General features: G+C 72.4%; 7 protein-coding genes and 1 pseudogene. 7 read left to right on the forward strand and 1 reads right to left on the reverse strand.

What is annotated here, in order from left to right; translation table 11 throughout:
* Positions 1-676 precede the first annotated feature (676 nt).
* The 6 genes from AC08OX_RS04105 to AC08OX_RS04130 all read left to right on the forward strand — a co-directional run bounded on the left by AC08OX_RS04105 (position 677) and on the right by AC08OX_RS04130 (position 9,804).
* Positions 677-2,614: a hypothetical protein gene (locus tag AC08OX_RS04105; RefSeq protein WP_476606583.1), complete on the forward strand. Its 1,938-nt coding sequence runs from the start codon at positions 677-679 to the stop codon at positions 2,612-2,614.
* Between the two features lie 624 nt (positions 2,615-3,238).
* Positions 3,239-4,657 (forward strand): glycoside hydrolase family 26 protein, encoded by a 1,419-nt coding sequence (locus tag AC08OX_RS04110; protein WP_476606584.1) that lies wholly within the window; start codon positions 3,239-3,241, stop codon positions 4,655-4,657.
* A 380-nt stretch (positions 4,658-5,037) separates the two neighbouring features.
* Entirely contained in the window at positions 5,038-6,246 is a 1,209-nt protein-coding gene (locus tag AC08OX_RS04115; RefSeq protein ID WP_476606585.1) for an HpcH/HpaI aldolase/citrate lyase family protein, read from the forward strand.
* On the forward strand, positions 6,243-7,805 hold the full coding sequence (locus tag AC08OX_RS04120) for a phosphoribosyltransferase family protein (protein WP_476606586.1): 1,563 nt from the start codon (positions 6,243-6,245) through the stop codon (positions 7,803-7,805). The genes AC08OX_RS04115 and AC08OX_RS04120 overlap by 4 nt, the downstream gene beginning before the upstream one ends.
* A gap of 5 nt (positions 7,806-7,810) precedes the next feature.
* Positions 7,811-8,959 (forward strand): cysteine protease StiP family protein, encoded by a 1,149-nt coding sequence (locus tag AC08OX_RS04125; protein ID WP_476606589.1) that lies wholly within the window; start codon positions 7,811-7,813, stop codon positions 8,957-8,959.
* Positions 8,956-9,804 (forward strand): HAD family hydrolase, encoded by an 849-nt coding sequence (locus tag AC08OX_RS04130; RefSeq protein WP_476606587.1) that lies wholly within the window; start codon positions 8,956-8,958, stop codon positions 9,802-9,804. The genes AC08OX_RS04125 and AC08OX_RS04130 overlap by 4 nt, the downstream gene beginning before the upstream one ends.
* Positions 9,805-9,831: 27 nt before the next feature.
* On the opposite strand, the gene AC08OX_RS04135 is transcribed toward AC08OX_RS04130, so the two are convergent.
* On the reverse strand, positions 9,832-10,719 hold the full coding sequence (locus AC08OX_RS04135) for a hypothetical protein (RefSeq protein ID WP_476606588.1): 888 nt from the start codon (positions 10,717-10,719) through the stop codon (positions 9,832-9,834).
* 412 nt (positions 10,720-11,131) lie between these two features.
* Between AC08OX_RS04135 and glgX the strand changes: the two are divergent.
* Positions 11,132-13,542 (forward strand): annotated as a pseudogene (gene glgX, locus AC08OX_RS04140) (glycogen debranching protein GlgX); the annotation flags it as partial.

Genomic DNA, 13,542 nt, shown 5'->3' on the forward strand with positions numbered 1-13,542 from the left:
CAGGCGAAGTCCGTCGTCCTGGAGGCGGCTCGGGAGCTCGGCGCCGCGGTGAACGTCGGCGGGGTCGTCGACTACGTGGTATGCCCGGGATGCGGCCGGCCGGAGGCTGCCGGGTCCGTGCGGCACTGCCGGTACTGCGACACCGACCTCTACACCACCTGCCCGTCCTGCGGATCGATGACCGAGGCGGCGGCGGTTGTCTGCCGGCACTGCGGGCACAGCCTGCGCCAGGCCAGGGAGGCGGCCGATGCGCTCGTCGCGGTGCGTCGCGCCCTGGAGGGCGGTTATCCCCGCCAGGCCAGCGAGATCCTCACGACCGCCCATCCGGTGCTGGCCGCCGTCGGTGGACCGGTCGCCGGGACGGCGGAGGAACTGGGAGCCCGGGTCTCCGCCGCGCTGGGCGCCGCGGACGCCGGTTGGCGGGCACTCACCGGGGCCCGCGCGGCGTGCCGGGCGGATGCGGCGCTTGCCGATGCCCGGTGGCTCGCGGCACAGGCCGCCGACGTCCCCGGCCCCGACGGCCGGAAACCGGCCGAGGTGCTGGCCGAGCTCATTGCCGCCCAGGCGGTGATCCGCCGGCGGGTCGAGGCGGCGCGCGCTACCACCCGAGGACCAGGAGGCCGCCCTCGCCGCGGTCCTCGCGACGGCGGCGGACAACCGGGAGGCGCTCGCGGCGATGGCGGCTCTGCCGCTCTCCCCGCCGTCCGACCTGACCGCGGTGCCGGGCCCCGACGGTTCGGTGCAGCTGTGGTGGCGCGCTTCGCCCTCGGTCGGGGGCCCGGTCTCCTACCGGGTGGAACGCGTCGTGTCCGTGGAAGCTGGTGACGGCCAGGGGGTGGCCCCGGGGCGGAGCAGCCTCGGTACCACCCGCTCGACGGAGCTGTGCGATGCCGGCGCTCCCGCCTGGACTCCGGTGCGATACGAGGTGACTGCCCTTTGCGGTGAGCGCCGTTCCACGCCGGTGGAGACCGCCCCGCTCGTCTTCACCCGGGACATCACCGACCTGCGGGCCGAGCGCACCGCCGCCGGGATCCGCCTGGACTGGAGCCTCGGCGGGGCGCTGGCCGCCGTGACAGTGGAGCGGACGGTGGCACCGCCCGCCGCGGTCAGCCAGCTGCCCCGGCGGGCGCGGGGCACCGGCGGCCTCTTCCACGACACCGATGTCGTCGTCGGCGTGACCTATCGTTACCACGTCTTCGTCGAGTACCAGGACGCGCGGGGACGCCCGGCCCGGACCCCCGGGGCCGAGGTGACGCTGGAGGTGGCCGCCCGCCCGCGGCCCGTCCATGACCTCACGGCGGTCACCGCCGCCGGGCGGACCACGTTGCGCTGGACGCCGCCGCCCGGCTGGGAGGTGCGGATCTACGCGACCCCGGTGCCGCAGCCGCCGGCCGTCCCCGCCGCCGTCACCCACGCGATCAGCACCGCTCACGGGACCAGCACCGGCCCGTGGCCCTGCCCGGGGTCGGGGCCCCTGCCGGTGATCGGCATCGGGCCGGAAGGCGGCGACGTGTCGCTCGCCGCCATCACCGATTCGTCACGTCTTGTGGGGCTGAGCCGTTCCGGGCAGGTCAGCGAGGCGGCACAGGTCGGCGAGGTCATCTACACGCCGCTGACGGTCCATGGCGGGACGGCCGTCGTCGGCCGGGCCGTGCGTCACCTCGCCATCGAACCCGTGCGGGATCTGCGCGCCGACGATCGAGGCGACTCGATCGTGCTGTCCTTCCAGCTGCCACCGGGGATCACCGAGGCGCGGGTGCTCTGGCGCCGTGACCAACCGCCGACCGGACCGGATGATCCCTACGCCGCGAGCGCCAAGGTCACCAATACCAGTCTTGAGATCAAGGGCGGCTGGCATCTCGCCGCGCCGCGGGACGGGTGGGCTTATCACGTGGCCTGCTACCCGGTGTACCGGTCGGGGGGCGTGGCCCGGGTGGTCGCGGCCGGCGTCTCGGTGCTGGCGCGCCCCGCGACGCGTCCTGATCCACCCCCGATGCCGGCGGCGTCCGGGAGCAGCCCGGGAGGCTCGGCCGGCGTGGCCTCGGCCGGCGTGGCCCCGGGCCGGCCGGTGGTTGGTGCCGTCGCCGACCCGATCACGATGCAGCCGCCGGGTGGGCCGACCCAGCCCCGCACCGGGGGCTATCCGTTGCCCGCGGCGACGGGTGCTGTGCCGTTGCCCGCGGCGACGGGCACTTACCCGCAGCCCCTGGCCACCGGCCCCCTCCGCCCGCCGTCGGGCCCGACGTCGGGTTCGCCCACCAGCCCCACGTCGCCGCCGCCGCAGGCTCCGGCACCGGCCGTCCAGCCGACTGTCACCTACACCGTGAGCAGGGCCGGCTGGCGGCGGCGCACCCTACGGGTGCAGGTGCACACCACCGGTCCGGCCGGAGATCTGATCCTGTTCGCGCGGCCGGGAACCGTACCGCCGCGGGCTGCCGCGGAGGCCCACGAGCTGTCTCGGCTCGCCGCTGTGGACCAGGCCGGCACCCGGACCATCGACGTCACCCTGGACAGCGCCCAGCTGCCCTGGGGAGTCCGGCTGTTGCCCGCGCTGGTGCACCCGACTGGATGGACCATCACCCAACCACCGGACGACGCACTGGTCATTCGATGATCCGGAGCGATCCCAGGTGGATGTGCTCTCCGTGGTCCGCTCCGGCCCATTTCTTCTTGTTCTTCCGTTGATTTATGGCGGCCATCCCGGGCTTTGTGGCACCAGATCTGCAACATATGCGCTACTACGGAAAGTATTCATGAGGGTGCTGTTCCTTGGCTGGGATGCGCCGTTTACGATTGGCCTCATCACTCCTAGTCCCAGTACCGCCCAGGTGTGTATCGGTTACCTGGGTGGAGCACCTGTCGAATCGTTCCGGCTGCGAGGCCGGAGACGGTCGGGTTCACGGACGGGCACCTGACGGTGCCCGGTCGACTCGCCTGGTGAGGCACGGGTCGAGTCCGGTGGAGCGCTGAGCGGTTGCCGTGCGAGCGGTCCGCTCGGAGGGGACGCCCCATCGTGGGTCGTGGTCCGGCCATGCTCCGCCGTCGCGCGCCGGGGGATCCGACGGGAGCATGTCACGCCAACACCGAAAGGCAGCGCGCGAGCATGGCCTCGATCATCCGCGGCCGACCCGCCCCTCCGGTCGGCCTGCCGATTCCCTCAGCCCATCGACGACCCCGCAGCGGCCGGATCCACACCCAGCGCCGGGTCCGGACCGGAGCCCGGATCGGCCTGATAGCCATGTTCGTGGTGGGTCTCCTCCAGGCGGTCACCCCGCTGGCCCGCGCCGCGGGAAAGTCACCGTCGCCGACTCCGACCGTGTCGCCATCCGCGACGAGCGGATCCAGCCGGGCGGGGGGCGACGCGGGCAGTGGCCGCGCGCTCACCCGGGCGGACGCCGACGGCCGTTTCATCCTCGGCTTCCGGGTGCCGGCGGATTTCGCGGGAACCGTCAACGTCAAGGCCACCCAGGGCACGGCCACGGCGACCGACGCCCTTGAGGTGACCGGACCGGAGGCGGCCGCCCGGGCGTTCCAGGCCGCTCCGGATCTTCCCGACGAGCCGGTGGTGAAGACGGCGCCCTCGACATCGCCGTCTCCCAGGCAGCAGGACACGTCCGTGGGCACCTCGCCGAGCCCGGCCGTCTCGCCCGCGCCGTCCGCGAGCGCCAGCTCGACCGCCCCCACCAGGAGAACCGCAACGCCGACCGCGACCCCGTCCGGGTCGAGACCGACCCCCGGTACGGGAGCGACGGGCACCGGCGCCGGTGGGACGAGGTCGGGCCTGCCGTGGCTGTCGGGGTTCCAGTCGCATCAGCTCGCGCAGCTCGTCGAGTTCGGTGACTGGCGCGGCCGGCCGAACGACATCGTCCACGTCTACACGAGCCGCGACCAGGGCTGGGGCGGGCTGGTGGAGCCGGCCTGGCCGGTGGATCTCTTCAAGGGTTTCCAGGGCAAGCTGCTGATCAGCCAGCCGACATTCCCCAAGGGCCAGGGCGACAACGCCGCCTGTGCCCGAGGCGAGTACGACTCCGAATGGAAGAAGCTCGGCAGCTTCCTCGTGGCGCACGGCCGGGCGGACTCCATCATCCGGGTCGGCTGGGAGTTCAACGGAACGTTCATGTACTGGCATACGGACGCCGACCCGACGGTGTTCCGGGACTGTTTCCGGAAGATCGCGACCGCCATCCGGTCCACCGACTCCGAAGTCAAGATCGACTGGACCTTCAACGCGCACGCCTCCCCGGTGCCCAGTGGCAACAGTCCCTGGGGCGCCTACCCCGGCGACGAGTACGTGGACTATGTCGGCATCGACGCCTACGACCACTTCCCCCCGTCGAAGGACGAGGCGACGTGGAACAAGCAGTGCGAGGACGTCAACGGCCTGTGCTACGTGATCAGGTTCGCCCGGGAGCACGGGAAGAAGGTCGGCGTCGGAGAATGGGGGGTGGCCTCCTGCAGCGGTGACGGCGGTGGCGACAATCCCTTCTACATCCAGAAGATGTTCGACACCTTCAAGGCGGCCAGCGACGTGATGGGCTACGACGCCTACTTCAGCGACCCCACTCCCGGAAACGTCTGCTCGACCATCACGAACGGCGGTCAGAACCCGAAGGCGTCCGCCATGTACAAGAAGCTCTTCGGATCCGGCGCCAGTTAGTCGCGTTAGTGGGGGTCGGTCGAGGGTCGGCCGGGAGTGGTGGGCCGCGGGCGACACAGCCTTCCGCGGCCCACCACCCGTTCCCGGGTCATCCGTTCCCGGACCTCCCGTTCCTGATCAGGCCGGCGGGCGCCGCCCGCTGCCGGCTGGTGGCTGGCCGCTCGCGGACGCTGCGCCGCAGGTCGGCGCCCCGTAGATGGCGCCGAGATGGCCGCCGTGTGTCGGCTGGCCGTCAGTTCCCGCGGGCTGTCGTCGGATGCCTTTCGCCAGGTACCGTCGCTGAGAGGCAACGTTTCACGATCTTGCCGGCTTCGGTCGGCGCGCACCGTTTCGGGATGCTCGTCGAACGACGCCCCTGCCTTCGACGAGGAGAATGCTGCTTGCGCCACTTCGCCTTTCTAGGCCCCGAGACGGTTGACGCGCTGTTCCTCCGGCCGCCGGAGGACATCACCGTGAATGATGATCGTCATCTGCTGGCCACCGCGCTCGGCGCGACCCTCTACGCCCCGGGGACGCGCCCCCGGTTGGCATCGGACGTGTGCAGACAGACCGCTGCGGGGGTGACCTCGATGGTTCTCTGTCTGGAGGACTCCATCGCCGACACCGAGGTGGCCGCAGCCGAGGACAACGTCGTCGCCGCGTTGCGCGCGCTCGCGGCGGAGCCCCCCTGGGCCGCGGGCGCGATGCCGCTGCTGTTCGTCCGGGTCCGCGCGGTCGGGCAGATCCCGGATCTTGTCGACCGGCTCGGGCCGGCCGGGGTCGGGTGTCTCGCCGGGTTCGTGCTGCCCAAGTTCGCCGAGGAGGGCGGCGAGGCTGCGATGGAGGCGGTGCTGCGGGCCTCCGAGACGGCCGGTCGCCCGCTGTGGGCCATGCCGGTGCTGGAGAGCCCGCAGGTCATCAACCGGGAGACCCGGGTGGAGGCGTTGTCGGCGGTCCGGCGGTTGGTCGACAAGCACGCCGACCAGGTGCTGGCGATCCGGCTCGGTGCGACGGACCTGTGCGGGCTGTTCGGGCTGCGCCGTGACCGCGACCTGACGATCTACGACATCGCTGTCGTCCGGGACTGCATCGCCGACATCGTGAACATCTGCGCGCGGGGCGGTGACCACGTCGTGACCGGACCGGTCTGGGAGTACTTCGCCCAGCCGGAACGGCTCTTCGTCAGCTCGCTGCGGGTGACCCCGTTCGCGCAGGCGGACCGCGTCGACGGCGGGGAGGATGCGATCCGGATGCGCAGCGAACTGGTCTCCGCCGACCTTGACCGGCTGATCCGGGAGGTCGTTCTGGACAAGGCCAACGGCCTGATCGGCAAGACAGTGATCCACCCCAGCCACGTGCCCGCCGTGCACGCGCTGCACGTCGTCACCCAAGAGGAGTACACCGATGCCGAGGCCGTCCTCGACGGGGACGCCGGCGGGGTACGGCCGAGCAGCTACGCGAACAAGATGAACGAACTGCGTCCGCACCGGGCCTGGGCCGAGGCGGTGATCCGCCGGGCGCGCGCGTTCGGTGTCCTGCGCGAGGGCGACACCTTCGTCGAGGTGCTGGCTGCGACGCACGGTCGTCTCGACCAGCGGAATGCCCGATGACGGCGACGGCGGGGACGGACGCTCCCACCGGCGCGCCCATCCCTCACCCGCCCGTGCCCGCCCGCAGCCCAGCGGCCGCCTCCGCGGGGATGTGGCTGTGGACCGCGCTGGGCCTTGATGTCCAGGTCACCGCGGACGTGGCGGGCCAGGGGCTGCACGCTCTGGTGGGACTCGCCCTGCGCCGCAACCCACGCCGGGCGCACCTGTTGGTCAGCCGGGTGCTCGGCAAGCATCTGCCGGTGGCACCGGCCGAGGCGCTCGCGGCCGGGGCCGGGGTTGCCGCGCTGGTCCGGGCACTGCCCGGCTTCGAGGAGGCCGGAAAGCGGGTTGCGGACCCGCCGGTTGCGGACCCACCGGTGCAGGGTTCGTCGGCCGAGCAGCCCGGGGGCCCGCGGACCGGCCCGATCGTGATCGGTTACTGCGAGACCGCGACGGCCTTGGGGCACGCGGTCGCCGACGGTCTCCCGGCGAGCCACTACCTGCACACCACCCGGCGGCCGCTGCCCGGTGCCACGCCGATCCTTGAGTTCGTGGAGTCCCATTCCCACGCGACCCACCATTGGCTGATGCCCGAGGACCGCGAGATCCTGCGGTGCGGCACGCCGATCGTGCTCGTCGACGACGAGCTGTCGACCGGGCGTACCGCCCTAGGCACGATCCGGATCCTGCAGGCCCACGCCCCACGCGAGCACTACGTGGTTGCCACGCTGCTCGACGCCCGTCCGCCCGCGGCCCGGGCCGCGTTCGCCGATCTCGCCGGCGAGCTCGGGGTCCGGCTGGATGTCGTCGCCCTGCTCACGGCCACCGTCACCGTGCCGGCCGAGATCGCGGACCGGGCCGCGCGGATCCGCGCCCGGTTCGCCGGGGGCGCGGGCGGTCGGGACGCGGCGCGGGCGACGGGGGCGCTGGTGGCCCATCCGGTCCGCCGGCTGGTGGCCGACTGGCCGTCCGACCTGCCTGACGGTGGCCGTCATCGCTGGTCGCCGACCGACCGCCACCGCCTCGACGAGGTCGTGCCGCCGGTCGCCGCGACGGTACTGGCCGCGCTGACCCGGCCCGCGGGTCGCACGCTCGTGCTCGGGACGGAGGAACTGATGTACACGCCGATGCGGATAGCGGACGCGCTGGCCCGGACGAGTCCGGGTGAGATCCGCTACCAGTCCACGACGCGTTCGCCGGTCCACCCCGTCGACGTCGACGGCTACGCCATCCGCGCCGCCCTCACCTTCCCCGCGCCGGACGACCCGGGTCGGGCCAGCCACGTCTACAACGTCCGGCCCGGGATGTACGACGACATCGTGGTGGTCGTCGACTCTGTCCCGGTCGTCGGTTCTGGGACGGTCGTCGACTTTGGGACGGACGTCGCCCCGGGGGCGGACCGGAGCTCTCCCCGTGCGGCTACCGGTCTCGACGGCATGCTTACTCAGCTGCGCCGATGCGCTCCGGTCACGGTGCTGACGCTGCCGTCCTACCGGCCGTCCTACCGGCCGTCCCCTCGACCGACCGGTGCGCCGTCCGCCGCCGGGCCGCTCACCGGTGCGCCCGGGGACGCCCGGTGAGCGGGATCGGCGCGGTGGATCCCGCGCTCACCGGCACCGTCGGCTCGGGTTCATACGATCCGGCGGACGTGACCTTCCTGCTGACCGACCTGAGCGCGGTCGCCCTGGAGCGGCCCACCGAGGACCGTGAGGAGGCCATGCAGGCCGGCCGGCACTACTCCGAGGACCTGCCGGTCGAGTACCAGCCCGACGCCGGTTACCTGGAGCTCTACCACCGGGCGCTGGACCGGTCGGCCCGCCGGGTCGCGCTCGCCACCGGCCTCGTGGCGGAGCTCGTACGGGTCACCAAGCCCGAGCCGGTCCTGGCCTCGATCGCCCGGGCCGGTACCCCGGTGGGGATCCTGATGCGGCGCTGGTACGGCTGGCGCCACGGGCTCGACACCCCGCACTACGCGATCTCGGTGATCAAGGATCGCGGCGTGGACCTGAACGCGATCCGCTACCTCACCTCCCGGCACGACCGGGAGGTGATCCAGTTCGTCGACGGCTGGACCGGCAAGGGGGTGATGACCCGGGTGCTGACCGACGCGGTGGCCCGGCTCGGGCTGGACGACACCCTCGCCGTGCTGGCCGACCCGGCTCGGTGCGTGCCGCTCTACGGGACCCGCGACGACTTCCTCATCCCGAGCGCCTGCCTGAACTCGACGGTGAGCGGGCTGGTCAGCCGGACCGTCCTCAACGCCGAGCACATCGGCCCGGATGACTTCCACGGTGCGAAGTACTACGCCGAACTCGCGGCGCACGATCTGTCCCGGCACTTCGTCGAGACGGTGGCGGCCCACTTCCCCGAGGTGGCCGACGAGGTCGCCGAGACCTGGCCGCGGCTGTGGGCGGCCGACCGCAGTCCGACCTGGGCGGGCTGGGCGGCGGTGGAGCGCATCGCGGCCGCGTTCGACATCCCCGACGTGGTCATGGTGAAGCCGGGGGTGGGGGAGACGACCCGGGTCCTGCTGCGCCGGGTGCCCTGGCGCATCCTCATCGCCCCCGACCGGCTCGACGAGCTGGCGCACGTGCTGGCACTGGCCGCCGACCGCGACGTCGAGGTCCAGGAGATGGCGGGCCTACCATTCTCCTGTGTGGGGCTGGTCCGCCCGGTCGGCGCGGCACCGGTCTTCCACACCCCGAACGCGCGCTGGCGCCCGGACGTCCTGTGACGGCCGACTCGTCCGTCTCGTCCGGGCCGCGTCATCTGCTGGCCTGTGACCTGGACAAGACGCTGATCTTTTCCCGGCACTCGCTGCTGTTGGCCGACGACCGGCCCGCACCGGAGCTCGTCGAGGTCGAACGCCTCGACGGCGCGCCGATCTCGTTCGCGACGGCGCGGTCGCTGGCCCTGCTCGCCGAGCTGCACGACCTCGCCGTCCTCGTCCCGGTCACCACCCGCACCCTCGCCCAGTACGCGCGGGTCAAGCTCAGGGTCCGGCCGCGCTACGCGATCGCGGCCAACGGCGGGCACCTGCTGGTCGACGGGGTCCCCGATCCGGCCTGGGCGGCGGGCGTGGCGGCCGAGGCCGCCGCCGCCTGCGCCCCCCTGGCGGAGATGGTGGCGCTCGCCGAGCGGTCCGCCGCCGGCGGCTGGGCCCGGCTCGTGCGGGTCGCCGACGGGTTGTTCGTCTACCTCGTCGCCCACGACCGCGCCGGCATTCCCGACCTGACCGGGGAGGCCGAGACGGCGCGGGCTGCGGGCTGGGCGATGTCGGTGCAGGGGCGGAAGGTGTACTTTGTCCCGTCGGTCCTGACCAAGCAGCGCGCGGTGGCCGAGGTCGCCCGCCGTGCCGGTACCGCCCGGCTGCTGGCCGCGGGGGACTCCGTGCTCGACGTCCCGATGCTCGCGGCGGCCGACCACGCCGTCCGTCCGGCCCACGGTGAGCTGCACGAACTGGGCTGGTCGGGCCCGAATGTCACCGTCACCGCCGCGGCCGGGGTGCTCGCGGGCGAACAGGTGCTGGCGGCGTTCGTCGCGCGGGTCCGGGCCGAGATCGCTGCCGGGAGTCGCTGAACCTCCTCGCGCGACTTCCGGGCCCGTTCAGACCGGGCCTTGGCGCCGTTCTTCTGGTGTGCCGGGCGGCGGCGGCCCGGAGCCCGGCCCGAACCCAGGCGCCCAGATTTTCCGCAGCGGCCTGCCATGCGGGCACGTCCCCCGCTCTGGCACCCGCTCGACGCTGCCTGTGGCATGCAACTGGGCGCCACGGCGACGCCGGCACTTGTTGCAGGCCACCAGCCGGCGCCCGAGCTCCTGAACTTCGGGAAGACTCCGATGGCTCTTGGTCAGGTCGGCGTGCACCCTGGTCGCGCGGGCCAGTACGGTCGAGGCAGGCCACTCCTCCGTCACGGCTAGGGCCGTCGTAGCCGCGTGCGCGGCCTGCCCTGGGTCGGCCGGTCGGAGAGACAGCGCGAGCGCACACCAGGTCAGGCCGAGGCCCTCCACGTGCTCGGGCTGGTAGCTGTCGACCGTGGCCTGGGCGAGCGAGGTGGCGCCTGGATCTCCGATCCCGGAGAGGGCCAACGCGGTGTAGAGAAGCCGTTCTGTAGCGTCGAACAGGCCCGCGCCTGCGAGGCGTTCCACAGGCAGGGGCGCGTCGTTCATGAGGTGAATCGCTTCTCGGGCGCGCCCCGGCTGTCCGCCGGCACCTTCGGCGCATGCCGCATACGCGGCAAGACGGGGCAGAACATACGGGTCTGCATCCGGGTTGCGGATTGCGTTCCGGGCGACCCCCGCGGCCTCCGTGTAGCGGCCGGCGTTGAAGGCGATGCACGATCGGGGGCCGGCGATACTGCCGCCGAGCAGTGCATCTCCCGCGTGGGCGGCGTACTGCTCGGCGACTGTCGCGAACCTTGATGCTAGATCACGGTTGCCTGTGTGGTAACCGAGACGGGCGAGGTAGTAGGTGTATTGGCCGGCGATGGTGGCCACCCTCCCCGCCCGCGAGGTCCCTGCGCCCCTGGCTCGTCCCCGGGGTGCCGGCTTGCGGGTGGGGAGGTTCCATCACACGCGAGGAGACAGGCACATGGGGCGAACCGACCCCGGCACCCCGGTGAGCGCGCCGTTGGACTGGCGCCGGGCGGCCTGCGCCCCCGCGGCCCAGTGGAGCACGCGCGAGGATCCTCGACGACGGCACGATCAAGCTCGCCTTCGGAGACTGGCGAGCAACTATCCACGCCACCCCCGGGCCCTGGCAGGGGTCATCGTCGGCGCAGCCGCCCCCCTTCTTTTGACGTCATCCCCGGCCTGTTCCACGGCCACCGTGTTTCCCGTGCTCCGGAAAAGGGGATCGGTTAGCGTCGCCAAGGTGTCCGACACCGTGAAGACCACAGTCTCACCGGACATACCGGCATCCCCGGGCGTACCGGCGCCGACCGCCTCCGGGCTCGCGCCGGGGTGCGCGGTGCCACTGGGCGTGACCTGGGATGGGTCCGGGGTGAACATCGCCGTCGTCGCCCCCGGGGCCGAGGCGGTCGACTTCTGCCTGTTCGATGCCGACGGCCGCGAGACACGCCATCGACTTCCGGAGCGTGACGGCGGGGTGTGGCACGGCTATCTGGCTGGCGTCCGCCCCGGTCAGCGTTACGGCCTGCGGGCACACGGTCCCTATGACCCGGAGCGGGGCCAGCGGTACAACCCGGCGAAGCTGCTGGTCGACCCCTACGCCCGATCGGTAGCCGGGACGCTGCGCACGGACCCGGCGATCTACGGGTTCGGTGGTGGCGACCCCTACGGCTTCGAACCGGACCCGCGGGACTCCGCACCTTTCGTGCCTCGCTGCGTCGTGACCGGGCCCGGACGGGCGCAGCGGGGCCCCGCCGGGACCAGGGATTCCGGATTCGGGGATTCCGGATTCGGGGACTCCGAGATCGGGGACCCCAGATCCGGGAGTGGCGGTTTGACGGGTCACGGCGTACATCCGGCGGACAACCGGCCTACCATCCCCTGGTCGGACACGATCATCTACGAGGCGCACGTACGCGGGCTCACGAAACGTCACCCGGGCCTGCCGCCACGGTTACGCGGGACGTACGCCGGGCTCGGCCACCCGAGCGTCCTGGCGCACCTGCGCCGGCTCGGCGTCACCGCGGTCGAACTGCTGCCGGTGCACGCCTCGGTCTCCGAACCGGCCCTGCTCGAGCGCGGAAAAATCAACTACTGGGCCTACAACACCCTGGCCTTCTTCGCCCCTCATGCCGGGTACGCGGCCACCGACGATCCGATCGGCGAATTCCAGGCGATGGTCGCAGCCCTGCACGCCGCCGGCATCGAGATGATACTCGACGTCGTCTACAACCACAGCGCCGAGGGCAGCGAGCGGGGCCCGACGCTGTCCCTGCGTGGCCTGGACAACACGACCTATTACCGGGTAGAGCCGATGGATCCCCGGCGCTACCGTGACGTGACCGGCTGCGGCAACACCCTCAACACGTCCTCACCGCACGTCGTGCGGCTGATCTGCGACTCGCTGCGGTACTGGGTGACGGAGATGGGCGTCGACGGGTTCCGGTTCGATCTCGCCACCGCGCTCGCCCGCAATCCCGACGCCTTCGACCCCGCGGCAAGCCTGCTGACCGCCATCCACGCCGACCCGATCCTCGCCACGGTGAAGCTGATCGCCGAGCCGTGGGACGTCGGCTGGGGCGGATACCAGGTGCGGGGGGGTTCCCGGCCCCCTGGGCGGAGTGGAACGGGCGGTTCCGCGACACCGTGCGCGACGTGTGGAACAGGCACACCAGCGGCGTCGCCGATCTGGGCTATCGGGTGTCCGGCTCGTCGGACCTGTTCGAGCACGGCGGCCGGCGCCCCTGGGCATCGATCAACTTCGTCACCGCCCACGACGGTTTTCCCCTGGCAGACCTGGTCTCCTACAACGAGAAGCACAACGAGGACAACGGCGAGGGCAACCGGGACGGCGAGGCGGACAACCGCTCGGCGAACTACGGGGTGGAGGGTGCGACCGACGACCCGGCGATCCTGACCATCCGCCGCCGGGTGCGCCGGGGACTGATCACGACACTGCTGCTGTCCACGGGCGTCCCGATGCTGCTCGCCGGCGACGAGTTCGGTCACTCGCAGGGCGGCAACAACAACGCCTACTGCCAGGACAACGCGGTGTCCTGGCTCGACTGGCCGACCGACCTCGTGGGGCCGGAGGACGTCACCGGACCGGAGGACGTCACGGAGCCGGACCACGCCTACCCCGACCCGGCCGGCCCCGACCCGGCGCTGTGTCGGCTGGTGGGCGGGTTGGCGGCACTGCGTTCCGCCGAACCCGTGCTGCGCCGGGGGCGGTTCTTCCACGGCGGCCAGTCGGCACCCGGGCGACTCGCGGACATCACCTGGTTCCGTGCGGACGGGGCGGTGATGTCGGTGGCGGACTGGAACGCCCCGCGGGTCGCGACGCTCGTGGCCCATGTCGCCGGCGGCCCTGTCGCCGCCGGCTTCGTGGATGAGGATCCTGCCGGCGGGCGGGGAACGCACGATCTACCGGCCCACGGCGCTGGCCTGGTGTACGTGTTCCATCCGGATCGCGGCGACACCGTCGTCACCCTGCCCGGTGCTCCCTGGGCGGCCCGCCACGACCTGCTGCTCAATACCGCCGACGACGATCTCGCCGGATTCCCGGCGACCGTCGCGGTACCGGGAACCAGCTACGTCGGCGGCGAGTCCCTGACCGTGCTGGGCCACAGCGTGCTCGTCCTACGAGCCCATCCCCCCGGCACGGCGGCTTCCCCGCGGTGCGGGGACCCC

This window comes from Frankia sp. CoBUL1, assembly GCF_978021245.1.

Bases quoted from the DNA above. Each gene is read 5' to 3' on its own strand.
- AC08OX_RS04105 (WP_476606583.1), top strand. From the start codon at position 677: ATGGCGGCTCTGCCGCTCTCCCCGCCGTCCGACCTGACCGCGGTGCCG.
- AC08OX_RS04120 (WP_476606586.1), top strand. From the start codon at position 6,243: ATGACGGCGACGGCGGGGACGGACGCTCCCACCGGCGCGCCCATCCCT.
- AC08OX_RS04110 (WP_476606584.1), top strand. From the start codon at position 3,239: ATGTTCGTGGTGGGTCTCCTCCAGGCGGTCACCCCGCTGGCCCGCGCC.